A 23,076-nucleotide genomic window follows, 5' to 3' on the forward strand; every position below is an offset into this window, starting at 1 on the left:
GGTGCTCGGGGCAGCATAATCAAATGCCGCATGCCCCGCCTGAGCGGGGCCGCCTGGGTATTACCCCAAGCATAGTTCTTACTTGATGGTCAGGGCTTCCAGCTTGCCGCTGTTGCCATACACATAAAGCATGTTACCCACCACCAGCGGACGCGCACGCAGGCCGTCGCTGTCGATACGCTCACGACCGACGAAACGACCGTCCACCTGGCTCAACAGGTGCAGGTAGCCTTCGAAGTCGCCGACCGCGACATAACTGGAGAACACTTCCGGTGCCGACAACTGGCGGCGCGCCAGGGAATCGTTGCTCCACAGTGCCGTGGTGGAACGCTCGTCGACACTTTCAACGGTGCCGGACGCCAGGCTGACGTAGACGCTGCCAAACCCTTGGGCGACACCGGCGTAGCTGGAAGCATCACGCTGCCAGTTGACGCGGCCGCTCTGCAGGTCCAGTGCCGCAACACGGCCCTGGTAAGTGGCGACGTAGAGGGTTTCACCCGACAGCAGCAGGCCGCCATCGATGTCCACCACGCGGTCCAGTTCGGAACGACCTTGCGGGATGGCCACACGGGTTTCCCAGGCCGGCACGCCGTTCTGGGTATCCAGGGCGACCACTTTACCGGTCGACAGGCCTGCAACGGCCAGATTGTTGGTCACAATCGGACCACTGGTACCACGCAACGTCAGCACCGCCGGGGTGCTGTCGTACAACCAACGCTGTTCGCCGGTGCTGGCGTCGAGGCCGATCACACGGTCATCCTGGGTTTGCACCACGACGATATCGCCGTTGGTGGCAGGCGGTGCGAGCACTTCACTGGTCACGCGAGCGCGCCATTTCTCTTCACCGGTGCTGGAATCCAACGCCACGACTTCGCCCTTGAGCGTGCCGAGCAAGACCATGCCGTAACCTACGCCTACGGCGCCGGATACCGGAATTTCGAGGTCTTTCTTCCACTTCACGTCGCCGTTCATGCGATCCATGGAAATGACGACGCCGGTCACGTCGGCGGCGACGATATTTTCACCGTCGATAGCCGGTACCAGCATGTTGTAGGTTTCACCCTGGCCGTCACCGATGGAGCGGCTCCACTGCTTTTGCAGGACCACTTCTTCCTTGAAGCTGGTCAGCTCCGCAGGCGGCAGTTCTTTTTTACTGTTGCTGCTGCAACCCGCGGCCAGAATGGCCAGAGCCAGCAATGCTGCATGTTTCCAACGGATCACGTCACGCATCCCCTTTGGCCAAGTCGTCCAGCTTGATTTGTAAGCCACCGACCGCCGCTTCATCAGACAGCGCCGCCTTGGCTTTCTTGTACGCAGCATTGGCTTCGTCGGTACGACCCAATTGGACCAACAGGTCGCCCTTGAGCTCTTCGCGAGTGGCTACAAATGCCTTGTCAGCATCGCCGTCGAGCAGTTTGAGTGCTTCGTCAGCCTTGTTCTGTGCCGCCAGTACCTGGGCCAGGCGCTGACGTGCGATTTCACCCAGGGTCGGGTTGGTCGGCTTGTCGGCGATGGCCTTCAACTCAGCGGCGGCGTCGTCCAGCTTGCCGGTGTCGACCGCGACCTTCGCGACGAACAGGCTGCCGTATTGGGCGTAGGTGCTACCGCCGAATTCGTTCTTCAGCTTACCGGCCAGGTCTGCAACCTGCGCAGGATCGGGCTTGCCGTCCGGCGTCAGGGTGGTTTCCAGCAATTGCTGATAGAGGATCGAGGCGCCTTGGGACTGGTTGGCCTGATACTTGGTCCAGGCCTGCCAGCCGAACACCACCACTAAAGCCAGCAGACCGCCAGTAACCAGGGGCTTGCCGTTGCGCTGCCACCAGTCCTTGAACTCGGCCAGTTGCTCATCATCAGTACTCGACACCCCAATACTCCTTAATCGCTAAATTCGGCTGTTCGACAGCTTCAACCCTGCACGACGCAGGTGGCCAAGTGCGCAGCGAGCGCATCAAAGGCAATGTTCTGTTGCTCACCCTGGCCACGCAGGGGTTTGAAACCTATCACTTGCTGGGCCAGTTCGTCTTCGCCGAGGATCAGTGCATACAGCGCACCGCTCTTGTCGGCCTTCTTGAACTGGCTCTTGAAGCTGCCGGCGCCGGCGTTGACCTGCAGGCGCAGGTTCGGCAGTTGATCGCGTACTTGTTCGCTCAGGGCCAGGGCAGCCAGTTCAGCGGCCTCGCCAAAGGCGCACAGGTACACATCCACCTGGCGGGAGATCTCTTCCGGGACCTGCTCCAGGGTTTCCAGCAGCAGGATCAGCCGCTCGATGCCCATGGCAAAACCCACGCCGGTGGTCGGCTTGCCGCCCATCTGCTCGACCAGGCCGTCGTAGCGGCCACCGGCACACACGGTGCCCTGGGCACCAAGCTTGTCGGTGACCCACTCGAAGACCGTCTTGCTGTAGTAATCGAGGCCACGCACCAACTTTGGATTGATGACGTAAGGAATACCGGCTGCCTCCAGGCGAGCCTTGAGGCCCTCGAAGTGGATGCGGGATTCGTCGTCCAGGTAATCGGCCATTTTCGGCGCGTTGACCAGCACGGCCTGGGTGTCGGCGTTCTTGGTATCAAGGACGCGCAACGGGTTGGTTTTCAGACGGCGCTGGCTGTCTTCGTCCAACTTGTCCAGGTGGGCGGACAGGTACTCGACCAGGGCCACGCGATAGCGGCCCCGGGACTCGCTGGTGCCCAGGCTGTTGAGCTCAAGCTTGACCGCGTCGCGGATGCCCAGCAGGCCCCACAGGCGCCAGGTCAGCACGATCAGCTCGGCGTCGATGTCCGGACCGTCGAGGTTGAACACCTCCAGGCCGATCTGGTGGAACTGGCGATAGCGACCTTTCTGCGGGCGCTCGTGGCGGAACATCGGGCCGATGTACCACAGCTTCTGTGGCTGGCCGCCACCGGTGAGACCATGTTCGAGTACGGCGCGCACGCACGCGGCAGTGCCTTCCGGACGCAGGGTCAGAGAGTCGCCGTTGCGGTCCTCAAAGGTGTACATCTCTTTTTCGACGATGTCGGTCACTTCACCGATGGAGCGCTTGAACAGCTCGGTGAACTCGACGATCGGCATGCGGATCTGCTTGTAACCGTAGTTATCCAGCAGGCGCGCAACAGTGCCCTCGAAGTAGCGCCACAGCGGCGTCTGCTCCGGAAGGATGTCGTTCATGCCACGAATGGCTTGCAGAGACTTGCTCACATCAAATCCTTAAATTCGTTCTTAGCCGCGCGCGATCAGCGCTGCGTCAGCCGCGACCTTTTCGGCCGCTTTCTCGCGGATCAGTCTTTCGAGATCATCCACCAGATTGTCATTCGTCAACTTATGCGACGGTTTGCCGTCGATGTAGATCAGGTTCGGTGAGCCGCCGGTCAGGCCGATGTGCGCCTCTTTGGCTTCACCCGGACCGTTGACCACGCATCCGATCACCGCAACATCCAGCGGCACCAGCAGGTCTTCGAGGCGTCCTTCCAGTTCGTTCATGGTTTTCACCACGTCGAAGTTCTGCCGCGAGCAGCTCGGGCAGGCAATGAAGTTGATGCCTCGGGAACGCAAACGCAGGGATTTGAGAATGTCGTAACCGACCTTCACTTCCTCTACGGGGTCTGCCGCCAGGGAGATGCGGATAGTATCGCCAATCCCTTCGGCGAGCAGCATACCGAGACCCACCGCAGATTTCACTGTGCCTGAGCGTAAACCGCCGGCTTCAGTGATACCCAGGTGCAACGGCTGCACGATCTCCTTGGCCAGCAGGCGGTAGGCTTCTACCGCCATGAACACGTCGGAGGCCTTTACGCTGACCTTGTAGTCCTGGAAATTCAGGCGCTCAAGGTGTTCGACGTGGCGCAGCGCAGATTCAACCAGCGCGGCCGGGGTCGGCTCGCCGTATTTCTTTTGCAGGTCTTTTTCCAGGGAACCGGCGTTGACGCCGATGCGGATCGGAATGCCTCGATCGCGAGCAGCATCCACCACCGCACGCACACGGGCTTCGCTGCCGATGTTGCCCGGGTTGATACGCAGGCAGTCCACGCCCAGCTCGGCCACGCGCAAGGCGATCTTGTGGTCGAAGTGAATGTCGGCAACCAACGGCACCTTGACCTGTTGCTTGATGCGACCGAAGGCCTCGGCAGCGTCCATGTCCGGCACTGAAACGCGCACGATGTCCACGCCAGCGGCTTCCAGGCGGTTGATCTGAGCAACGGTGGCGGCCACGTCATTGGTGTCGCTGTTGGTCATGCTCTGTACGGCGATGGGGGCGTCGCCACCCACCGGCACCGAGCCGACCCAGATTTTGCGCGATACGCGACGTTTGATTGGAGATTCGCCGTGCATGACTATTGTCCCAACTTCAGGCGAGCGGTCTCGCCGGTGGTGAACGGCGCTACGTCCACAGGCTGGCCGTTGTAGGCCACTTGCGCGCCACGGGCAAAGCCCAGACGCAGCGTCAAAGGAGGCTTGCCGCCTTGGTCGAGCGTATCTCCCTTACGCTTCAGACCGCTAAACAGCACTTTGCCATTGCCGTCGGTGACTTGCGTCCAGCAGTCGGCGACGAAGGTAATCTGTACGCGGCCATCACCGGCGATCAACGCTGGGGTGGTAGGTGGCGAAATCGCTGCCGGGGCGGTCTGGGCCTGAGTCGCTGGCGCCTGTACAGGAGCGGCCGGGGTGTGGGCCGGAGCTGCAGGCGTTGCGGGAGCCGGTGCGACAGCGGTCGCGGCAGGCGGGGTTTCCGGTGCAGGCTGCTCAGTGGCAAGCGGCGCTTCAGGCGTGGTCTGGCCTTCTGCTACAGCCTGGTCTTCCGGCTCGTCCAGCGGATGAATCTGGGTGGTGCCGTCGGCGCTTTCGACTTCGACGTGCTCCATGGCGTTGCTGGTCAGGTCCTTGGTGCGCTGGGAGGTCTGGTCTTGCCACCAGACAAAACCGCCACCAATGACAGCGATCAGCAGCAGCAGGCTGACAATTCGCAAAATCGTGTGGGAAACCCGCACCGGCTCTTCGATGCGACCCAAGCCATGCACATTGCTGCCCTGGGAGTCGGTGCCGGTGAACTGGTCGAATTCCTGGACCAAAACTGCCTGGTCGATCCCCAGCAGCTTGGCGTAGGCACGGATATAGCCGCGGGCGAAGGTATGCCCAGGCAGCTTATCGAACGCGCCAGCTTCCAGGTTGCCCAGGGATGTAGTGGTCAAATTGAGCTTGAGGGCCACTTCCGCCAGCGACCAACCATTGCTTTCGCGGGCCTGACGCAAGGTGTCGCCTGGGTTTACGCGATTAGCTGCTACAACTTCCGGGTGCGCCGCTTTCATCATTGCTCCGACAGGTATTGCTGATATTCCGGCGTACCGGGATAGAGTCGTTCGAGTTGTTGGCCAAAACGTGCGGCCTTGTCGCGTTCTTCATGAACCGTCGCCAGTCGCACACCGAGCAATAGACTACGTGCATTTTGCCCGCTGAGCAGGCTAAAACGTTCGTAATAGTCACGTGCCGGCACATAATGCCTGTCATCAAAGGATATCTCAGCCATTTCGAGCAATGCCCGAGGCTGACGACCGTTCAAATGCAGGGCTTTTTCCAGTTGCCGGCGAGCATTGTCGCGCTGGCCGAGGCGGATCGAGGTGACCCCAAGGTTCTCGAACACCCGCGAACGCTCAGGATAGAGGGTATCGGCGCTGGCTTGCTGGAAATAAAGGGCGGCCTGCTCATAACGTTCCTGCGCAAACAGGAAACTGCCGTAGTTGTTCAGCAGCCGCGGATCGGCAGGGCGTGCGGCCAGGGCCTTGTGGAAATAGCGGTCAGCCAGTTCAGGCTCGGCCTGGGCCTGGAACACCAGGGCCAGTGCGGCATTGGCATCGGCGTCGTCGCTGTCCAGCTCAAGGGCCTTCTTCAACGGCACCTTGGCCTGCTCGCTCATGCCTTGTTGCAGGTAACCCAAGCCCAGTTGCACATAGGCAACTCGCGCCTCATCACGGCCTTTACCGGTTTGCAAAGGGCTGTCATGGCCCGATGAAACACAACCGGCCGCAAGACCGGTAAAAAGCAAAAGCAGCGCAAGGCGCAAGGGCATAGAGATCCTCTCTCAGATTCGATTCACAGCGATCAGCGGCAAATCGTCGGCGGCGTTCACTTCGCGTCCGGCGATATAGCGCTCACTGCGGCGGGTGCGGTCCATCACCTGCCCGACCAATTGGCCACAGGCGGCGTCGATGTCTTCACCACGGGTGGTGCGGACGGTGACGTTGTAGCCGGCCTGGTGCAGTTGATCCTGGAAACGACGGATGGCGTTGTTGCTCGGCCGCTCGTAGCCAGAATGTGGAAACGGGTTGAACGGAATCAGGTTGATCTTGCACGGGGTGTCCTTGAGCAACTCGATCATCTCGACCGCGTGCTCAACCTTGTCATTGATGTCCTTGAGCAAGGTGTACTCGATGGTCAGCACGCGCTTTTCGCCCAGGGACGACATATAGCGCTGGCAAGATTCGAGCAGCATCTTAAGCGGATACTTCTTGTTGATTGGCACCAATTGGTTACGCAATGCGTCATTGGGTGCGTGCAGCGACAACGCCAGGGAGACGTCGATGTGCTTGGACAGCTCATCGATCATCGGCACCACGCCGGAGGTGGACAGGGTTACACGGCGCTTGGAGATGCCGTAGCCCAGGTCGTCCATCATCAGGTGCATGGCCGAAACCACGTTGTCGAAGTTCAGCAGCGGCTCACCCATGCCCATCATCACCACGTTGGTGATGGCACGGTCGACGGTCGCCGGGACGCTGCCAAAGGATTTGTTGGCAATCCACACCTGGCCGATCACTTCGGCGGCGGTGAGGTTGCTATTGAAGCCTTGCTTGCCGGTGGAGCAGAAACTGCAGTCCAGGGCACAGCCTGCCTGGGACGAAACGCACAAGGTGCCGCGTTTGCCCTGGGGAATGTACACGGTCTCGACACAGCTGCCGGACGCAACGCGCACCACCCATTTACGGGTGCCGTCGCTGGAGATGTCCTCGCTGACCACTTCCGGACCACGTACCTCGGCAATGGCCTTGAGCTTGTCGCGCAGGGCCTTGCTGACGTTCGTCATGGCGTCGAAATCATCGACGCCAAAGTGGTGAATCCATTTCATTACCTGACCGGCACGGAAACGCTTCTCCCCGATTGAGTCGAAGAATTTCTCCATTTCCGGCTGGGTCAGCCCCAGCAGGTTGGTTTTTACAGTCGATGTCGTCATGGATTCACCCTCACTCTTTAAGCCGATGCTTAGCGAGCGGTTACTTCAGTAGCGGCGAAGAAGTACGAGATTTCGCGAGCAGCAGCGGCTTCGGAGTCCGAACCGTGTACAGCGTTGGCGTCGATGGACTCGGCGAAGTCAGCACGGATGGTGCCGGCAGCGGCTTCTTTAGGGTTGGTAGCGCCCATCAGCTCACGGTTCAGAGCGATAGCGTTTTCGCCTTCCAGAACCTGAACAACAACAGGACCGGAGATCATGAAGGCAACCAGGTCGCCGAAGAAGCCACGAGCGCTGTGCTCAGCGTAGAAGCCTTCAGCTTCAGCCTTGGACAGTTGCTTGAGTTTCGAAGCTACAACCTTCAGGCCGGCTTTTTCGAAACGAGTGGTGATCTCGCCGATGACGTTTTTTGCAACAGCGTCAGGCTTGATGATGGAGAAAGTACGTTGAACAGCCATGGTGTAACTCCAGAAACGGTAATTTACGAAAAATTAAACCCGCGAATTATACGCGGGTTATTGGGTATTGCCTAACTGCGTAAGGGAGGCGTCAGTCCTGTTCTTCTTTCCAGGCAGTCTGGATAGCCTCCAGGACCTTCTCACCACCGCGATCACGCTCATCTTCGAACCCTGGCAGCGCCATGACCATGTCACGCAAAGCTACAAAGTTCAGGGAGTAAGGATCCAGATCCGGGTTGGCGTCGGCCAACCGGATAGCGATCTCTTGCACATCAACCCATTTAAGACTCATGACACTTCCTTGAATCAATGCGGCGCTTCGGCTGCATGGTTGAGGGAATATTTCGGGATTTCGACGGTGATGTCTTCCGTACCGACCTTTGCCTGACAGCTTAGGCGAGAAGTCGCTTCCAGGCCCCAGGCACGGTCAAGAAAGTCTTCTTCCAGCTCGTCTGCTTCTTCCAGGGAATTGAAACCCTCGCGGATGATGCAGTGACAGGTGGTGCAGGCGCAGACACCGCCGCAGGCACTTTCGATCTCGATGTGGTTGTCATGGGCAACTTCGAGGATGGACTTGCCGGTCTCAGCCTCCACGACCATACCGTCCGGGCAATGCTCGGCGTGTGGCAGAAAAATGACCTGCGGCATTGATTATTCCTCGATTTCATTCAGGTTGCGCCCGGCCAGTGCGGCTTTCACCGTCTGATCCATGCGGCGGGCGGCAAAGGCATCTGTCACTTGCGACAGGCGCTTGGTCTGTTGCTCGATAGCGTAGCCATCGTTGCCTTTCATCAGCTCGGCCAGTTCCTGCATCTGCAGGTCAATGACCATGCGCTCTTCGGCATCCAGCAGGCGCTCGCCGTCGGCATCAAGGGCACCCTGCACCGCTTCGAGCAGGCGCTGGGCATCCACTTGTTGCTCGCGCAGCACGCGAGCGACCTTGTCGTCACCGGCATACTGGAACGAGTCCTTGAGCATCTTGGCGATTTCGCCGTCGGTCAGGCCGTAGGACGGCTTGACCTGGATGCTGGCTTCAACACCCGAACCCAACTCACGCGCAGCGACGTTGAGCAGGCCGTCGGCGTCGACCTGGAAGGTCACGCGAATCTTTGCCGCGCCAGCCACCATCGCCGGAATGCCGCGCAATTCGAAGCGCGCCAGGGAGCGGCAGTCACTGATCAGCTCGCGCTCGCCTTGCAGCACATGGATCATCATGGCCGTCTGGCCATCTTTGTAAGTGGTGAAATCCTGGGCACGGGCGACGGGGATGGTGGTGTTGCGTGGTATCACCTTCTCCATCAGCCCCCCCATGGTTTCCAGCCCCAGGGACAGCGGGATCACGTCGAGCAGCAGCAGTTCGCCACCATCGCGCTTGTTACCGGCCAGGGTGTCTGCCTGGATCGCGGCGCCGATAGCGACCACCTGGTCCGGGTCGATTTCAGTCAGCGGCTGGCGGCCAAAGGCTTCGGCGACGGCTTCACGCACGCGTGGTACGCGGGTGGAACCACCGACCATGACCACTGCACCCACGTCCTCCAGTTCGATACCGGAATCACGTACGGCACGGCGGCAGGCTTTCAGGCTGCGGGCGACCATAGGCTCGATCAGCGCATCGAAGGCTTCGCGGGTCAGCTGAGCTGACCAAGTGCCGTAGGAAACTTCAACACTTGCCGCATTGGTCAGCGCTTCCTTGGCCGCGCAAGCGGTCTGCAGCAGGTTGCGCTGCGCGCCCGGGTCCAGGTCGGCAGACAAGCCGGCGCTGGCGATGATCCAACCCGCAATGGCGTGGTCGAAGTCGTCGCCGCCCAGGGCGCTGTCGCCACCAGTGGCCAGCACTTCGAAGACGCCACCGGTCAGGCGCAAAATCGATATATCAAAGGTGCCACCGCCCAGGTCGTAAATGGCAACCAGGCCTTCGGCATGCTGGTCCAGGCCATAGGCCACGGCTGCAGCGGTCGGCTCATTGAGCAGGCGCAGCACGTTCAGGCCGGCAAGTTTGGCCGCATCCTTGGTAGCTTGGCGCTGGGCATCATCGAAATAAGCGGGAACGGTGATCACCGCGCCGACCAGTTCGCCGCCCAGAGTCTTTTCCGCGCGCTGACGCAGTACCTTGAGGATATCGGCCGACACTTCCACAGGGCTTTTCGGGCCTTGGACGGTGTCGATGAACGGCATATGGGATTCGCCACCGACAAAGCGGTACGGCAACTGGTCGCCCAATTGCTTGACGTCGGACAGACCACGACCCATCAAGCGCTTGACCGACAGTACGGTATTCAAAGGGTCGGAAGACGCCGCCAGCTTGGCCGACTCACCCACTTCGGTACGATCAACGTGATAGCGCACGGCAGAGGGCAGGATCACCTGGCCATCAGCGTCCGGCAGCGGCTCGGACAGGCCGCTGCGCAAGGCAGCAACCAGGGAATTGGTGGTGCCCAGGTCAATCCCGACCGCCAGGCGACGCTGGTGCGGTTGAGGGCTTTGGCCGGGTTCGGCGATTTGCAGTAGGGCCATGGTAATCAGGTCTTATCTGTCTATCAGGCGTGCATCACGGGCAGCACACGGGGTTAATCGTCGAGGCGCTCTTCTAGCTGGCGCACTTCGTAGGTGAGCTTGTCGAGGAACTGCATGCGCCGCATCAGGCGTTCGGCCTGCTCACGTTGCGCTGCATCATCCCAACAGGCTGCGAAGCTTTCGTTGAGCTCATTCTGGGCGGTTTTCAGACGACGCTTGAAGACTGCAACACCAGCCAGATCGGCCTCGTCCTGCAAGTCTTCGAGTTCTTCGCGCCACTGCATCTGCTGCATCAGGAAGTCCGGATCATGCACGGTCACTTCCAGAGGCAACTCGCCACCGTTCATCGCGAGCAGGTAGCGCGCGCGTTTCGGGGGGCTTTTGAGCGTCTGATAGGCTTCGTTGAGGCTGGCCGATTGCTCCAGCGCCAGGCGCTGCTCACGCTCGGAAGCGTCAGCGAAGCGGTCCGGGTGCACGCCACGCGCCAGTTCTCGGTAGCGCGTGGCAAGCTGCTCAAGGTCAAGCCGAAAGCTCGGCTGCAGCTCGAATAAAGCGAAATGACAAGGAGTACCCACGAATAGCCTCAGATGTTGAAGCTTTCGCCGCAGCCACATTCACCGCGTACGTTGGGGTTGTTGAACTTGAAGCCTTCGTTCAACCCTTCCTTGACGAAATCGAGTTCGGTGCCGTCCAGGTAGGTCAGGCTCTTGGGGTCGATAATCACTTTCTCGCCGTGACTTTCGAACACCTGGTCTTCCGCAACCACCTCGTCGACAAACTCCAGCACGTAGGCAAGGCCGGAACAGCCCGTGGTGCGAACACCCAGACGAATCCCCTCACCTTTACCGCGCCCATTCAGGGAGCGGCGAATGTGCTGCGCAGCCGCTTCTGTCATGCTGATAGCCATCGTTGACTCCTTACTCGTCGCCAAATGCTTAGATCAAGCCTTTCTTCTGCTTGTAGTCGCGAACGGCCGCCTTGATGGCGTCTTCTGCGAGTACCGAGCAGTGGATTTTCACGGGCGGCAGGGCCAGTTCTTCGGCCAGCTGGGTGTTGCTGATAGTGACAGCCTCATCCAGGGTCTTGCCTTTCATCCATTCGGTCGCCAGGGAGCTGGAGGCGATAGCCGAACCGCAACCGTAGGTCTTGAACTTGGCGTCTTCGATAACGCCAGCGTCGTTGACCTTGATCTGCAGGCGCATCACATCGCCGCACGCCGGAGCGCCGACCATGCCGGTGCCGACATCAGGATCTTCCGCGTCCATCTTGCCGACGTTGCGCGGGTTTTCGTAGTGGTCGATGACCTTTTCGCTGTAAGCCATGGTACTGAATCCTCACTCATCAGGGCCGCTCTGGAACCCTGTAGAAACGCCTGCGTTTTCCGCCACGTTCCTACAGAGCTGGGGTGGCGGCTTCTATAGTTAGTGTGCCGCCCACTCGATCTTGGAAATATCGACACCGTCTTTGTACATGTCCCACAGCGGCGACAGGACGCGCAGCTTGTTGACGGCCTCGCAGACTTTCTGCGCGGCGTAGTCGACTTGCTCTTCGGTGGTGAAGCGGCCGAACGTAAAGCGGATCGAGCTGTGTGCCAGTTCGTCGTTGCGGCCCAGGGCGCGCAGTACGTACGAAGGCTCAAGGGACGCGGAAGTGCAGGCCGAACCGGACGAAACCGCCAGGTCCTTGAGCGCCATGATCAGCGACTCGCCTTCGACGTAGTTGAAGCTCAAATTCAGGTTGTGCGGTACGCGGGCGGTCATGCTGCCGTTGATGTACAGCTCTTCAAGGCCTTCGACCTGCTTGTAGAAGCGGTCGCTCAGCGCTTTGATGCGCACGTTTTCGGCAGCCATGTCTTCCTTGGCCACGCGGAAGGCTTCGCCCATGCCGACGATCTGGTGGGTTGCCAGGGTGCCCGAACGCATGCCGCGCTCGTGACCGCCGCCGTGCATGGTGGCTTCGATGCGCACACGTGGCTTGCGGCTCACGTACAGGGCGCCGATGCCTTTGGGGCCGTAGGTCTTGTGGGCCGAGAACGACATCAGGTCGACTTTCAGTTTCGACAGGTCGATGTCGACCTTGCCGGTGGACTGTGCAGCGTCGACGTGCAGCAGGATGCCCTTGGAACGGGTCAGCTCGCCGATGGCCGCGATGTCGTTGATGGTGCCGATTTCGTTGTTCACGTGGATCACGGAAACCAGGATGGTGTCTTCACGCAGCGCGGCTTCGATCATGGCCGGGGTGACGATACCGTCGGTGGTCGGCTCGAGGTAGGTGACCTCGAAACCTTCACGCTCCAGTTGGCGCATGGTGTCGAGGACAGCCTTGTGCTCAATCTTGGTGGTGATCAGGTGCTTGCCTTTGGTCGCGTAGAAATGCGCCGCGCCCTTGATAGCCAGGTTGTCGGACTCGGTGGCACCGGAGGTCCAGACGATTTCACGCGGGTCTGCACCCACCAGGTCAGCCACCTGGCGACGAGCGTTCTCGACCGCTTCCTCGGCCTTCCAGCCGAACACGTGGGAACGGGAGGCCGGGTTGCCGAAGTTTCCGTCAACCAGCAGGCATTCGCTCATCTTTTGCGCGACACGCGGATCAACCGGGGTGGTCGCTGAGTAATCAAGGTAAATCGGCAATTTCATGGACTTTCTCCTAAATCAGGCTGGCTGGCGCGCCGTTAGCTCTTCGGCTGTCACTCGACGGCGGACGCTTCGATCTTGTCCAGACGCGGCGCCTTGGTGTTGCAACGGCGCTGGTCCTGACGCTGGGCTACTTCTTGCACCTCACGGCGAGTCACAAGATCAGCCAAGCTGATACCACTCAAAAACTCATGGATCTGCAGGCTCAAGTCACACCACAAGTGGTGCGTGAGGCAGGTGTCGCCGGCGTGGCAATCACCCAGCCCCTGGCATTTGGTGGCGTCGACGGATTCGTTGACCGCGTCGATCACCTGGGCGACCTGAATGCCCTGCATGTCGCGGGACAACTGATAGCCACCACCCGGCCCACGCACACTGGAAACCAGGTTGCTGCGACGCAATTTGGCGAACAGTTGCTCGAGGTAGGACAGGGAAATGCCTTGGCGCTCAGAGATATCGGCCAGGGACACCGGCCCAGTTTGCGCGTGCAAAGCCAAGTCGAGCATGGCGGTCACCGCGTATCGGCCTTTTGTAGTCAGTCTCATGGACAAGTACCAAGGTGTTTCAGAATGGGAGCAAGTATGCGATTCCCGAGTATTTAAGTCAACTATAAGACCTAGTACTTTAGTCAGGATTACCCGTAAAAAGGGCGCGCGAATCATAGCAGGATGGGTCGACGACGAACAGCGAGAACAGGGGCGGATGGAGATCGCTGGATCAACGGAGACCAAAATGTGGGAGGGAGCATGCTCCCGATAGCGGTGTACCAGCCACGAAAGTGGTGAATGACACATTGTTATCGGGGGCAAGCCCCCTCCCACAGAAAGGTCTCAGCCGGCCTTGGACGCAGCCTCGTCCTTGATCTCGGCGAAGTCTTCTTCGCGCAACTCAGGCAGATCTTTCGCACAGTAAGGGCTGCCCAGATCCTTCAGCGCACCGCACATACCCTCCAACTTGCCGTCCACCGCCTGCAGATGGTCGAGCAACTGGCCGATCGCACGCGCCACCGGGTCCGGCATGTCCTCGCTGACACCATAAGCATCGAAACCGATCTTCTCGGCCATGGCCTTGCGCTTGGCCTCCTGCTCGTCGCCGGCTTCCGGCTTGACGATGATCCGGCCTGGAATACCGACTACGGTCGCTCCCGGAGGCACGGCCTTGGTCACGACAGCATTGGAACCGACCTTGGCGCCCGCCCCGACAGTGAACGGACCGAGCACCTTGGCGCCCGCCCCCACCACCACGCCATCACCCAGCGTCGGGTGGCGCTTGCCTTTGTTCCAGCTGGTGCCGCCCAGGGTCACGCCCTGATAAAGGGTGACGTCATCACCAATTTCGGCGGTCTCGCCAATCACGATGCCCATGCCATGGTCGATAAAGAAACGGCGCCCGACTTTGGCGCCCGGGTGAATCTCGATCCCGGTCAACCAACGGCCGAAGTTCGACACCAGCCGCGCCAGCCATTTCCAGCCCATGCCCCACAAGGCGCCGGACAGGCGGTGAATCCAGATCGCATGCATGCCCGGGTAGCAGGTCAGCACTTCAAAGGCGTTGCGCGCCGCCGGGTCACGGTGGAAAACACTCTGGATATCTTCTCGCAGACGCTCGAACATTTTTAATCCTTCCGCTTTAGAAGCTCGCCACGGGCCGCTTTCTGGGTTTCCGTGAGGATGCCACGCAATATATTCATTTCCGCCCGGCTGACCGAGCTGCGTCCGTAAAGGCGACGCAGGCGCGCCATCAAGTGCCGTGGTTTTTCCGGATCGAGGAATTCGATGGCCACCAGGGTTTGCTCCAGGTGCTCATAAAACCGTTCCAGCTCGTCCATGGTGGCCAGTTCGCCACTTTTGGTCGAGGCAACCTCGTCCTTCTCTACCTTGCTCGGCTGGCCAGCAGCGGCCAGCCAGGCCATGCGCACTTCGTAAGTCAACACCTGCACCGCTGCCCCGAGGTTCAGCGAGCTGAACTCGGGGTCTGATGGGATGTGCACGTGGTAATGACATCGCTGCAGCTCTTCATTGGTGAGGCCGGAGTCTTCACGACCAAACACCAAGGCGATTTCAGCGCCGCCAGCGGCCTCTTCCACCACCTTGGTGCCGCACTCACGCGGATCCAGCAGTGGCCAGGGGATGCGACGGTCACGGGCGCTGGTGCCAAGTACCAGGTTGCAGCCGACCAAGGCGTCTTCCAAGGTGGCGACGACCTGGGCTTTTTCAAGCAGGTCATTGGCGCCGGATGCACGGGCATCGGCCTCGTGATGCGGGAACACGCGCGGGTCGACCAGCACCAGGCGCGTCAGCCCCATGTTTTTCATGGCTCGCGCCACCCCGCCGATGTTGCCGGGATGACTGGTATTGACCAGGACGACACGAATGTTTTGCAGCAAGGGAGGCGCTCTCGGACACGGGAAAGGGGAGCAAATCTTACAGAACAGCCTAAGGTTATGCCATGAAAGCTAACGTCGTCCTTCACCTGAAGAAAGTTTCTGCTAGAATGCTCGGCTTTCTTTAACAACCTTAGGTGACACATCCATGCAGCCCATGCTGAATATCGCGCTGCGCGCCGCCCGCAGCGCCAGTGAATTGATCTTCCGCTCCATCGAGCGCCTGGATACCATCAAGGTCGACGAAAAAGACGCCAAGGATTACGTATCCGAGGTTGATCGCGCCGCCGAACAGAAAATCATCGACGCCCTGCGCAAGGCCTACCCTACCCACGGCATCCTCGGTGAAGAAACCGGCCTGCACAAAGGCAGCGGTGAAGGCGAAGACTACCTGTGGATCATCGACCCACTGGATGGCACCACCAACTTCCTGCGCGGCATCCCACACTTTGCCGTGAGCATCGCGTGCAAATACCGTGGCCGCCTGGAACACGCCGTTGTACTCGACCCAGTCCGCCAGGAAGAATTCACCGCCAGCCGTGGCCGTGGCGCCCAGTTGAACGGTCGTCGCCTGCGCGTCAGCGGCCGCACCAGTCTGGACGGCGCCCTGCTGGGTACCGGCTTCCCGTTCCGTGACGACCAGATGGACAACCTGGAAAACTACCTGGGCATGTTCCGCGCCCTGGTTGGCCAGACCGCCGGCATTCGCCGCGCTGGCGCAGCAAGCCTGGACCTGGCTTATGTGGCCGCCGGTCGTTTTGATGCGTTCTGGGAGTCGGGCCTGTCCGAGTGGGACATGGCTGCGGGTGCCCTGCTGATCCAGGAAGCAGGCGGCTTGGTGAGCGACTTCACCGGTGGCCACGACTTCCTTGAAAAAGGCCACGTGGTTGCCGGCAACACCAAATGCTTCAAGGCAGTACTGACGGCGATCCAGCCGCACCTGCCGGCTTCGCTGAAGCGTTAAGCGAGCGAGCACAAAAAAGCACCCCGAGGGGTGCTTTTTTTTGTGCCTGGGATTACTGCTGGTTCTGACCCAGGATCAGACGACCTTCTTTGTCGACCGGGATCTGGCCACCTGGATCACGATCCATACGCACGGTGCCTTCCTTGCCATCCAGGTTGTAACGCACGTCATAGCCGACCACCTTGTCGCTGATGTCGTTGACGGTGTTACAGCGGGTTTGCGTGGTGGTGTAGGTATCGCGGTTCTGCATACCTTCCTGAACCTTGTTACCGGCGTAACCGCCACCCACCGCACCGGCTACCGTAGCCAGCTTCTTGCCATTACCGCCACCGACCTGGTTGCCGAGCAGGCCACCGGCCAGTGCACCTACCACAGTGCCGACGATCTGATGCTGATCCTGCACCGGCTTCTGCCGGGTCACGGCGACGTCCTTGCAGACCTCGCGCGGGGTTTTGATCTGGGTTTTCACCGGCTGCACTGCCAGCACTTGCGCATACTCAGGGCCGCTTTTTACCAGGCTGTAGGTGGCAACAGCACCCCCGGCAGTCACACCGACAGCACCCAATACCGCACCAACCAGTAACGACTTGTTCACGTGAACCTCCTGACCATCACAAACGGATCGAAAGATCCGCGCTATACCCAGCCTTGGAGCAAAAAAAAAGGCACGAGTTCAATACTCGTGCCTTCTTTGTAACAGCAGATCAACAAGCGCCCATCAAGGACGGTCGTCGACCTCCTTGCCAGTGCTGGCCGGAGGGATCAGGTCTTCGCTGTTGAGGTTCAGCCAGATCAGCACCACGTTGGCGATGTAGATCGACGAATAGGTACCCGCCAGTACGCCGATGAACAGCGCCAGGGAGAAGCCCCACAGGTTGTCGCCACCGAAGATCATCAGCGCAGCAATAGCCAGCAGCGTGGAGATCGACGTCGCCATGGTGCGCAGCAGGGTCTGGGTGGTGGAGACGTTGATGTTCTCGATCAGCGACGCCTTGCGCAGTACGCGGAAGTTCTCACGAACCCGGTCGAATACCACGATGGTGTCGTTGAGCGAGTAACCGATGATCGCCAGCACAGCCGCCAGTACGGTCAGGTCGAAGGTCACCTGGAAGTACGCCAGGATACCCACGGTCACGATCACGTCGTGGATCAGCGACACAATCGCGCCGACACCGAACTTCCACTGAAAGCGGAACGCCAGGTAGATCATGATGCCGACCAGCGCCATCAGCATGCCGAGGCCGCCCTGGTCGCGCAGTTCTTCACCGACTTGCGGGCCGACGAACTCGACGCGCTTGACCGATGCCGGGTTGTCGCCGCCGACCTTCTGCAAGGCCTCCGCCACCTGGTGACCCAGTTGCGGGTCTTCGCCCGGCATGCGCACCAGCAGGTCGGTGGTCGCACCGAAGCTCTGCACGACGGCTTCGTGATAGCCGGCCTTGACCAGCTCGTTGCGCACCAGAGTAACGTCGGCAGGCTTCTCGTAGGTCAGCTCGATGAGCGTACCGCCGGTAAAGTCCAGACCGTAGTTCAGGCCCTTATGGAACCAGCTGAACAACGCCAGAACGGTAAGGAGCACGGTGACGCCGAACGCAACGTTGCGAACGCCCATGAAGTTGATTGTACGTAACATGGCAGCCCCTTAAATCCACAACTTCTTGAAGTCACGCCCGCCAAAGATCAGGTTGACCATTGCGCGGGTCACCATGATGGCCGTGAACATCGAGGTAAAGATACCGAGGGACATGGTCACCGCAAAACCTTTGACCGGGCCGGTGCCCATGGCAAAGAGAATCCCGCCGACCAGCAACGTGGTCAGGTTGGAGTCGAGAATCGCGGTAAATGCCCGGCCGAAGCCTTCGTTGATTGCACGCTGTACGGTCATGCCTGCCGCGATCTCTTCACGGATCCGCGAGAAGATCAGTACGTTGGCGTCTACCGCCATACCCATGGTAAGTACGATACCGGCGATACCTGGCAGGGTCAGTGTAGCGCCCAGCAGCGACATCAGGGCCAGCAGCATCACCATGTTGCCCGCCAGGGCCACGGTGGCGATGATGCCGAAGAAGCGATAGATGGCGATGATGAACAGCGACACGAACAGCATGCCCCACAAGGCTGCATCGATACCCTTGGTGATGTTGTCGGCACCCAGGCTCGGGCCGATGGTACGCTCTTCAGCGAAGTACATCGGCGCCGCCAGGCCACCGGCACGCAGCAACAGGGCCAGCTCAGACGATTCACCCTGGCCGTTCAGGCCGGTGATACGGAATTGAGCACCCAGTGGCGACTGGATGGTCGCCAGGCTGATGATCTTCTTCTCTTCCTTGAAGGTCTGGACCGGTACGTCTTTCTCGACGCCGTCGACCATTTGCTTGGTGTAAGTGGTGACCGGGCGCTGCTCGATGAAGATCACCGCCATGCTGCGACCGACGTTGCTGCGCGTGGCGCGGCTCATCAGGTCGCCGCCATGGCCATCCAGGCGGATGTTCACTTCAGGTGTACCGTGCTGCGAATCGAAACCGGCCTTGGCGTCGGTGACCTGGTCACCGGTGATGATCAAGCCACGCTCGATCAATGCAGGAGGACGGTTGCCTTCGCGGAATTCGAACTCTTCGGCCGTGGCGCGGGTAGCACCCGGCTCAGCCGCCAGACGGAATTCCAGGTTGGCGGTCTTGCCCAGGATACGCTTGGCTTCAGCCGTGTCCTGTACACCTGGCAGCTCAACCACGATGCGGTTGGCGCCCTGGCGCTGAACGATCGGCTCGGCCACACCCAGTTCGTTGACCCGGTTACGCACCGTGGTCAAGTTCTGCTTGATGGAGTACTCACGGATTTCCGCGATCTTGGCTGGCGTCATCGCCAGGCGCAGTACAGGCTGACCATTGAGGTCGGCCGGTACGATATCGAAATCGTTGAAGTTCTTGCGCACCAGCGCACGAGCCTGTTCGCGGGATGCTTCGTCAGAGAAGCCCAACTGGATGGCGCCGTTGATCTGCGGCAGGCTGCGATAACGCAACTTCTCTTTGCGCAGCAGGCTCTTCACATCGCCTTCGTAGACTTTCAGGCGCGCGTCGAGCGCTTTGTCCATGTCGACTTCCAGCAGGAAGTGCACGCCACCGGACAAGTCCAGGCCCAGCTTCATCGGGTGCGCGCCAATGCTGCGCAGCCATTGTGGCGTGGTCTGTGCCAGGTTGAGCGCGACCACATAGTCGTCACCCATGGCCTTGCGCACGACATCCTTGGCCGGCAATTGGTCTTCTGCCTTGGTCAGGCGCAGCAAACCGCCTTTCGCACCAGCTGCCAACGTTGCCGCCTTGACCTGGATACCCGCGTCGTTGAGCGCTTTGCTCGCGCGTTCCAGATCAGCCTGATTGACCTGCAGCGAAGTGCTGGCGCCAGTGATCTGGATCGCCGGGTCATCAGGATAAAGATTGGGAGCGGAATAAATAAAACCGATCGCCAGCACCGCCAGGATCAGTACGTATTTCCACAGAGGGTATTTGTTCAGCATCACGCCGCCCGCTTATAACGCGGGGCGCCTTGCGCGCCCCGTCGATTGGTAAAGGTTGTTACTCAGATCGCTTTGAGCGTGCCTTTTGGCAGCGTGGCGGCGATGGCGCCCTTCTGGAACTTCATTTCTACGGTGTCGGAAACTTCCAGGACCACGAAAGCATCGGAAACCTTGGTGATCTTGCCGGCGATGCCGCCAGTGGTCACCACTTCGTCGCCTTTTTGCAGGCTGCCGAGCAGGTTTTTCTGCTCTTTGGCGCGCTTGGCCTGTGGACGCCAGATCATCAGGTAGAAGATGACCAGGAAGCCGACCAGGAAAATCCACTCGAAACCACCGCCCATAGGACCGGCAGCGGCAGGCGCAGCGGCATCAGCCATGGCGTTAGAGATAAAAAAGCTCATTTAGCACTCCAGTTGCAAATAGTGAATCTTAGGGTCGGAAAACTCAGTCCAAGGGCGGCACAGGGAGCCCGCGCTTGGCATAGAAGGCATCGACGAAGGCGGCCAATGTACCCTGTTGAATAGCCTCGCGCAAACCAGCCATCAGGACTTGGTAGTGACGCAAATTGTGGATGGTATTCAACATGCTACCCAGCATTTCCCCGCACTTGTCCAGATGGTGCAGATAAGCACGGGAGAAGTTCTGGCAGGTGTAGCAGTCACAGGTGGGATCCAGCGGCGAATCATCATGGCGATGGAACGCGTTACGGATCTTCAGCACGCCTGTATCGATGAACAGATGCCCATTGCGGGCATTACGGGTTGGCATCACGCAATCGAACATGTCCACACCGCGGCGCACACCCTCTACGAGATCTTCCGGTTTGCCAACGCCCATAAGGTAACGAGGTTTGTCAGCGGGCATCAGGCCCGGCAGGTAATCCAGCACCTTGATCATCTCGTGCTTGGGCTCGCCCACCGACAGACCGCCGATGGCCAGGCCGTCAAAGCCGATCTTGTCGAGGCCTTCCAGCGAGCGCTTGCGCAGGCTTTCATGCATGCCGCCCTGGACGATCCCGAACAGCGCCGCCGTATTGTCGCCATGGGCGTTCTTCGAGCGCTGGGCCCAACGCAGCGACAACTCCATGGAAATCCGCGCGACATCTTCGTCTGCCGGGTACGGCGTGCACTCGTCGAAAATCATCACGATGTCGGAACCCAGGTCGCGCTGCACCTGCATCGACTCTTCCGGGCCCATGAACACTTTGGAACCGTCAACCGGCGAGGCGAAGGTCACGCCCTCTTCCTTGATCTTGCGCATGGCGCCCAGGCTGAACACCTGGAAACCACCCGAGTCGGTCAGGATCGGGCCCTGCCACTTCATGAAGTCATGCAGGTCGCCGTGCTTCTTGATCACTTCCGTGCCCGGGCGCAGCCACAGGTGGAAGGTGTTGCCGAGGATGATCTCGGCGCCGGTGGCGACGATGTCACGCGGCAGCATGCCCTTGACGGTGCCGTAGGTGCCCACGGGCATGAAGGCCGGGGTCTCGACGGTGCCGCGCGGGAAAGTCAGGCGACCACGACGGGCTTTACCGTCGGTGGCGAGCAATTCAAACGACATACGACTCATAGTTGTTCCTCTGGGCCGCGTGGCGCCGGGTTACGGGTGATAAACATCGCATCACCGTAGCTGAAAAAACGGTACCCATTGTCGATGGCGGCTTGATAAGCGGCCATGGTCTCGGGGTAACCGGCAAATGCCGACACCAGCATCAACAGCGTGGATTCCGGCAAATGGAAGTTGGTGACCAGGCAATCGACCACATGGAACGGCCGGCCTGGGTAGATAAAGATATCGGTGTCGCCGCTGAACGGCTTGAGCACGCCATCACGCGCCGCACTCTCCAGGGAGCGCACGCTGGTGGTGCCGACCGCGATCACCCGCCCGCCACGCGCCTTGCACGCAGCCACGGCATCCACGACGTCCTGGCTGACTTCCAGCCATTCGCTGTGCATATGGTGGTCTTCGATGTTATCCACACGCACCGGCTGAAACGTCCCGGCCCCCACGTGCAGGGTCACATAGGCGGTTTCGACGCCCTTGGCCGCAATCGCATCCAGCAGCGGCTGGTCGAAATGCAACCCGGCCGTCGGCGCGGCAACGGCGCCCAGGCGCTGGGAGTACACCGTCTGATAGCGCTCGCGGTCCGAGTCTTCGTCGGGGCGGTCTATATAAGGAGGCAACGGCATATGGCCGACACGCTCCAGCAGCGGCAACACCTCTTCGGCGAACTTGAGCTCGAACAGCGCATCATGGCGCGCCACCATCTCGGCTTCGCCACCGCCATCAATGAGGATGGAAGAGCCCGGTTTCGGCGACTTGCTGGAGCGCACATGGGCCAGCACGCGATGGCTGTCCAGCACCCGCTCCACCAGGATTTCCAGCTTGCCGCCAGAGGCTTTCTGGCCAAACAGCCGCGCCGGAATCACCCGGGTATTGTTGAACACCATCAAGTCGCCTGGGCGCAAATGCTCAAGTAAATCAGTGAATTGACGGTGTGCGAGGGCACCGCTCACCCCGTCCAGGGTCAGCAGTCGACTGGCGCGACGCTCGGCCAAAGGGTGGCGAGCGATCAGCGAATCAGGGAGCTCAAAAGTAAAGTCAGCAACGCGCATGATGGGGTTCGTCTAGCAGGGCCGGGAAGTCTAGCGGAAATAGTCAAAATTGACCATGAAACGTGATTGACCAACGGTAATCACCTCTCTATACTTCGCCGCCATTGAGCCCTGATGGCGGAATTGGTAGACGCGGCGGATTCAAAATCCGTTTTCGAAAGGAGTGGGAGTTCGAGTCTCCCTCGGGGCACCATCTTAAAAAAAGACCTTGAAATTCAAGGTCTTTTTTTTCGCCTGTAGAAAAGTGGCACCAGCGGATTCATCCCCCACCGCCCACTTCCAACCTGAAACACAGTCCAAATGTGGGAGCTGGCTTGCCTGCGATTGCGGCAGCCCCAACACCGTCAAACCACCTGCCTATACCTCAACCGAATCCCCCTCCTCCGCCACCCTATTCGGCAACATCCCATTCGCCAAATCATCCACCACCGCCTTCGCCATCTCCCCCAAATAATGCGCCGCCCAGGCATAGCGATCTGCGCCTTTGTCCATGGCTGCATCCAATGCCAGCATTTTTGAACAATGGAGAAGCTCGGAGGCATGCTCAAGGGCATCGCGAATGGGTACGCCGGAATTGACGCGGAATAGGTGGTGGAGGCTGGGCTGTTTGCCGCAGTTGGAGAAGGTGATGACGCCGAGGGTTTTGTTGAGAGGTGGGTTGATCATTGGGCACCTCCCAAGTGGGCGGAGGTGTGGGTTGTGGGATTGCGAGGGTACGACCTATCAGAAACGCTCATTGCTCAAGCTCCTAATGTAGAGAGCTACCACGTTCGTTTCTC

The 23,076-nt window shown here is 60.0% G+C and carries 26 protein-coding genes and 1 tRNA gene; 2 read left to right on the top strand and 25 right to left on the bottom strand.

The window, feature by feature from the left end; genetic code table 11:
* Window positions 1-78: 78 nt before the first annotated feature.
* The 18 genes from bamB to trmJ form a co-directional block, all read right to left on the bottom strand.
* Entirely contained in the window at window positions 79-1,230 is a 1,152-nt protein-coding gene (gene bamB / locus BM017_RS24245) for an outer membrane protein assembly factor BamB (RefSeq protein WP_071489252.1), read from the bottom strand.
* Complete coding sequence (locus BM017_RS24250) at window positions 1,223-1,864, bottom strand: YfgM family protein (RefSeq protein WP_032890712.1); 642 nt, start codon at window positions 1,862-1,864, stop codon at window positions 1,223-1,225. The genes bamB and BM017_RS24250 overlap by 8 nt, the downstream gene beginning before the upstream one ends.
* 41 nt (window positions 1,865-1,905) lie before the next feature.
* Window positions 1,906-3,195 (bottom strand): histidine--tRNA ligase, encoded by a 1,290-nt coding sequence (gene hisS / locus BM017_RS24255; RefSeq protein WP_092249206.1) that lies wholly within the window; start codon window positions 3,193-3,195, stop codon window positions 1,906-1,908.
* Between the two features lie 21 nt (window positions 3,196-3,216).
* On the bottom strand, window positions 3,217-4,326 hold the full coding sequence (gene ispG / locus BM017_RS24260; RefSeq protein ID WP_071489250.1) for a flavodoxin-dependent (E)-4-hydroxy-3-methylbut-2-enyl-diphosphate synthase: 1,110 nt from the start codon (window positions 4,324-4,326) through the stop codon (window positions 3,217-3,219).
* A gap of 2 nt (window positions 4,327-4,328) precedes the next feature.
* Window positions 4,329-5,300, bottom strand: coding sequence for a RodZ domain-containing protein (locus tag BM017_RS24265; protein ID WP_092249209.1), 972 nt, complete (start codon window positions 5,298-5,300; stop codon window positions 4,329-4,331).
* Complete coding sequence (gene pilW / locus BM017_RS24270; RefSeq protein ID WP_092249212.1) at window positions 5,300-6,058, bottom strand: type IV pilus biogenesis/stability protein PilW; 759 nt, start codon at window positions 6,056-6,058, stop codon at window positions 5,300-5,302. The genes BM017_RS24265 and pilW overlap by 1 nt, the downstream gene beginning before the upstream one ends.
* Before the next feature lie 12 nt (window positions 6,059-6,070).
* The gene (gene rlmN, locus BM017_RS24275) at window positions 6,071-7,219 is read right to left on the bottom strand and encodes a dual-specificity RNA methyltransferase RlmN (protein WP_071489247.1); all 1,149 of its coding nucleotides are present in this window, start codon (window positions 7,217-7,219) and stop codon (window positions 6,071-6,073) included.
* 29 nt (window positions 7,220-7,248) lie between these two features.
* On the bottom strand, window positions 7,249-7,674 hold the full coding sequence (ndk, locus tag BM017_RS24280) for a nucleoside-diphosphate kinase (RefSeq protein WP_003175956.1): 426 nt from the start codon (window positions 7,672-7,674) through the stop codon (window positions 7,249-7,251).
* 91 nt (window positions 7,675-7,765) lie between these two features.
* Window positions 7,766-7,966: a Fe-S cluster assembly protein IscX gene (iscX, locus tag BM017_RS24285; protein WP_092249215.1), complete on the bottom strand. Its 201-nt coding sequence runs from the start codon at window positions 7,964-7,966 to the stop codon at window positions 7,766-7,768.
* 14 nt (window positions 7,967-7,980) lie between these two features.
* Window positions 7,981-8,322, bottom strand: coding sequence for an ISC system 2Fe-2S type ferredoxin (gene fdx / locus BM017_RS24290; protein ID WP_003175958.1), 342 nt, complete (start codon window positions 8,320-8,322; stop codon window positions 7,981-7,983).
* Window positions 8,323-8,325: 3 nt separating this feature from the next.
* Window positions 8,326-10,188: a Fe-S protein assembly chaperone HscA gene (gene hscA / locus BM017_RS24295; protein ID WP_092249218.1), complete on the bottom strand. Its 1,863-nt coding sequence runs from the start codon at window positions 10,186-10,188 to the stop codon at window positions 8,326-8,328.
* Window positions 10,189-10,241: 53 nt separating this feature from the next.
* On the bottom strand, window positions 10,242-10,763 hold the full coding sequence (gene hscB, locus BM017_RS24300) for a co-chaperone HscB (protein WP_092249221.1): 522 nt from the start codon (window positions 10,761-10,763) through the stop codon (window positions 10,242-10,244).
* Between the two features lie 8 nt (window positions 10,764-10,771).
* Window positions 10,772-11,095: an iron-sulfur cluster assembly protein IscA gene (iscA, locus tag BM017_RS24305; RefSeq protein WP_003175963.1), complete on the bottom strand. Its 324-nt coding sequence runs from the start codon at window positions 11,093-11,095 to the stop codon at window positions 10,772-10,774.
* Window positions 11,096-11,123: 28 nt separating this feature from the next.
* Window positions 11,124-11,510 carry a Fe-S cluster assembly scaffold IscU gene (gene iscU / locus BM017_RS24310; protein WP_028617851.1) on the bottom strand — a complete coding sequence of 129 codons (387 nt, stop codon included), beginning with the start codon at window positions 11,508-11,510 and terminating at the stop codon, window positions 11,124-11,126.
* Between the two features lie 99 nt (window positions 11,511-11,609).
* Window positions 11,610-12,824, bottom strand: a complete 1,215-nt coding sequence (locus tag BM017_RS24315) for an IscS subfamily cysteine desulfurase (RefSeq protein ID WP_058423378.1) — start codon at window positions 12,822-12,824, stop codon at window positions 11,610-11,612.
* A 50-nt stretch (window positions 12,825-12,874) separates the two neighbouring features.
* A complete protein-coding gene (gene iscR / locus BM017_RS24320) occupies window positions 12,875-13,366 on the bottom strand; it encodes a Fe-S cluster assembly transcriptional regulator IscR (RefSeq protein WP_003194020.1) in 492 nt (163 codons plus the stop codon).
* A 285-nt stretch (window positions 13,367-13,651) separates the two neighbouring features.
* Window positions 13,652-14,434, bottom strand: coding sequence for a serine O-acetyltransferase (gene cysE, locus BM017_RS24325; RefSeq protein ID WP_058423379.1), 783 nt, complete (start codon window positions 14,432-14,434; stop codon window positions 13,652-13,654).
* 2 nt (window positions 14,435-14,436) lie between these two features.
* Window positions 14,437-15,207, bottom strand: coding sequence for a tRNA (cytosine(32)/uridine(32)-2'-O)-methyltransferase TrmJ (gene trmJ / locus BM017_RS24330; RefSeq protein ID WP_092249224.1), 771 nt, complete (start codon window positions 15,205-15,207; stop codon window positions 14,437-14,439).
* A 145-nt stretch (window positions 15,208-15,352) separates the two neighbouring features.
* On the opposite strand from trmJ, the gene suhB reads away from it, so the two are divergent.
* Window positions 15,353-16,168: a type III secretion system regulator SuhB gene (gene suhB / locus BM017_RS24335; protein ID WP_003175971.1), complete on the top strand. Its 816-nt coding sequence runs from the start codon at window positions 15,353-15,355 to the stop codon at window positions 16,166-16,168.
* Between the two features lie 52 nt (window positions 16,169-16,220).
* Here suhB and BM017_RS24340 read toward each other — a convergent pair whose 3' ends face one another.
* The 6 genes from BM017_RS24340 to queA form a co-directional block, all read right to left on the bottom strand.
* Window positions 16,221-16,763 carry a glycine zipper 2TM domain-containing protein gene (locus BM017_RS24340; RefSeq protein ID WP_092249227.1) on the bottom strand — a complete coding sequence of 181 codons (543 nt, stop codon included), beginning with the start codon at window positions 16,761-16,763 and terminating at the stop codon, window positions 16,221-16,223.
* Window positions 16,764-16,886: 123 nt separating this feature from the next.
* The gene (gene secF, locus BM017_RS24345) at window positions 16,887-17,801 is read right to left on the bottom strand and encodes a protein translocase subunit SecF (RefSeq protein WP_071489244.1); all 915 of its coding nucleotides are present in this window, start codon (window positions 17,799-17,801) and stop codon (window positions 16,887-16,889) included.
* A 9-nt stretch (window positions 17,802-17,810) separates the two neighbouring features.
* Window positions 17,811-19,682, bottom strand: coding sequence for a protein translocase subunit SecD (gene secD, locus BM017_RS24350; protein WP_071489243.1), 1,872 nt, complete (start codon window positions 19,680-19,682; stop codon window positions 17,811-17,813).
* Window positions 19,683-19,744: 62 nt separating this feature from the next.
* Window positions 19,745-20,083: a preprotein translocase subunit YajC gene (yajC, locus tag BM017_RS24355; protein ID WP_003175975.1), complete on the bottom strand. Its 339-nt coding sequence runs from the start codon at window positions 20,081-20,083 to the stop codon at window positions 19,745-19,747.
* Window positions 20,084-20,126: 43 nt separating this feature from the next.
* Window positions 20,127-21,242, bottom strand: a complete 1,116-nt coding sequence (gene tgt / locus BM017_RS24360; RefSeq protein WP_003175976.1) for a tRNA guanosine(34) transglycosylase Tgt — start codon at window positions 21,240-21,242, stop codon at window positions 20,127-20,129.
* A gap of 5 nt (window positions 21,243-21,247) precedes the next feature.
* Window positions 21,248-22,297, bottom strand: a complete 1,050-nt coding sequence (gene queA, locus BM017_RS24365; protein WP_071489241.1) for a tRNA preQ1(34) S-adenosylmethionine ribosyltransferase-isomerase QueA — start codon at window positions 22,295-22,297, stop codon at window positions 21,248-21,250.
* Window positions 22,298-22,405: 108 nt separating this feature from the next.
* On the opposite strand from queA, the gene BM017_RS24370 reads away from it, so the two are divergent.
* Window positions 22,406-22,490 (top strand) — tRNA-Leu (locus BM017_RS24370).
* A 164-nt stretch (window positions 22,491-22,654) separates the two neighbouring features.
* Here BM017_RS24370 and BM017_RS24375 read toward each other — a convergent pair.
* A complete protein-coding gene (locus BM017_RS24375) occupies window positions 22,655-22,963 on the bottom strand; it encodes a DUF3077 domain-containing protein (protein ID WP_092249230.1) in 309 nt (102 codons plus the stop codon).
* Window positions 22,964-23,076 lie beyond the last annotated feature (113 nt).

Origin of the sequence: Pseudomonas sp. NFPP04 (assembly GCF_900113815.1) — a bacterium.
GTDB lineage: Bacteria > Pseudomonadota > Gammaproteobacteria > Pseudomonadales > Pseudomonadaceae > Aquipseudomonas > Aquipseudomonas extremorientalis.

What these genes read in the sequence shown, in the direction of transcription:
- bamB (WP_071489252.1), bottom strand. Translation starts at nt 1,230, where the DNA reads ATGCGTGACGTGATCCGTTGGAAACATGCAGCATTGCTGGCTCTGGCC.
- ispG (WP_071489250.1), bottom strand. Translation starts at nt 4,326, where the DNA reads ATGCACGGCGAATCTCCAATCAAACGTCGCGTATCGCGCAAAATCTGG.
- BM017_RS24265 (WP_092249209.1), bottom strand. Translation starts at nt 5,300, where the DNA reads ATGAAAGCGGCGCACCCGGAAGTTGTAGCAGCTAATCGCGTAAACCCA.
- pilW (WP_092249212.1), bottom strand. Translation starts at nt 6,058, where the DNA reads ATGCCCTTGCGCCTTGCGCTGCTTTTGCTTTTTACCGGTCTTGCGGCC.
- rlmN (WP_071489247.1), bottom strand. Translation starts at nt 7,219, where the DNA reads ATGACGACATCGACTGTAAAAACCAACCTGCTGGGGCTGACCCAGCCG.
- ndk (WP_003175956.1), bottom strand. Translation starts at nt 7,674, where the DNA reads ATGGCTGTTCAACGTACTTTCTCCATCATCAAGCCTGACGCTGTTGCA.
- iscX (WP_092249215.1), bottom strand. Translation starts at nt 7,966, where the DNA reads ATGAGTCTTAAATGGGTTGATGTGCAAGAGATCGCTATCCGGTTGGCC.
- fdx (WP_003175958.1), bottom strand. Translation starts at nt 8,322, where the DNA reads ATGCCGCAGGTCATTTTTCTGCCACACGCCGAGCATTGCCCGGACGGT.
- hscA (WP_092249218.1), bottom strand. Translation starts at nt 10,188, where the DNA reads ATGGCCCTACTGCAAATCGCCGAACCCGGCCAAAGCCCTCAACCGCAC.
- iscA (WP_003175963.1), bottom strand. Translation starts at nt 11,095, where the DNA reads ATGGCTATCAGCATGACAGAAGCGGCTGCGCAGCACATTCGCCGCTCC.
- iscU (WP_028617851.1), bottom strand. Translation starts at nt 11,510, where the DNA reads ATGGCTTACAGCGAAAAGGTCATCGACCACTACGAAAACCCGCGCAAC.
- BM017_RS24315 (WP_058423378.1), bottom strand. Translation starts at nt 12,824, where the DNA reads ATGAAATTGCCGATTTACCTTGATTACTCAGCGACCACCCCGGTTGAT.
- iscR (WP_003194020.1), bottom strand. Translation starts at nt 13,366, where the DNA reads ATGAGACTGACTACAAAAGGCCGATACGCGGTGACCGCCATGCTCGAC.
- cysE (WP_058423379.1), bottom strand. Translation starts at nt 14,434, where the DNA reads ATGTTCGAGCGTCTGCGAGAAGATATCCAGAGTGTTTTCCACCGTGAC.
- suhB (WP_003175971.1), top strand. Translation starts at nt 15,353, where the DNA reads ATGCAGCCCATGCTGAATATCGCGCTGCGCGCCGCCCGCAGCGCCAGT.
- secF (WP_071489244.1), bottom strand. Translation starts at nt 17,801, where the DNA reads ATGTTACGTACAATCAACTTCATGGGCGTTCGCAACGTTGCGTTCGGC.
- secD (WP_071489243.1), bottom strand. Translation starts at nt 19,682, where the DNA reads ATGCTGAACAAATACCCTCTGTGGAAATACGTACTGATCCTGGCGGTG.
- yajC (WP_003175975.1), bottom strand. Translation starts at nt 20,083, where the DNA reads ATGAGCTTTTTTATCTCTAACGCCATGGCTGATGCCGCTGCGCCTGCC.
- tgt (WP_003175976.1), bottom strand. Translation starts at nt 21,242, where the DNA reads ATGTCGTTTGAATTGCTCGCCACCGACGGTAAAGCCCGTCGTGGTCGC.
- queA (WP_071489241.1), bottom strand. Translation starts at nt 22,297, where the DNA reads ATGCGCGTTGCTGACTTTACTTTTGAGCTCCCTGATTCGCTGATCGCT.
- BM017_RS24375 (WP_092249230.1), bottom strand. Translation starts at nt 22,963, where the DNA reads ATGATCAACCCACCTCTCAACAAAACCCTCGGCGTCATCACCTTCTCC.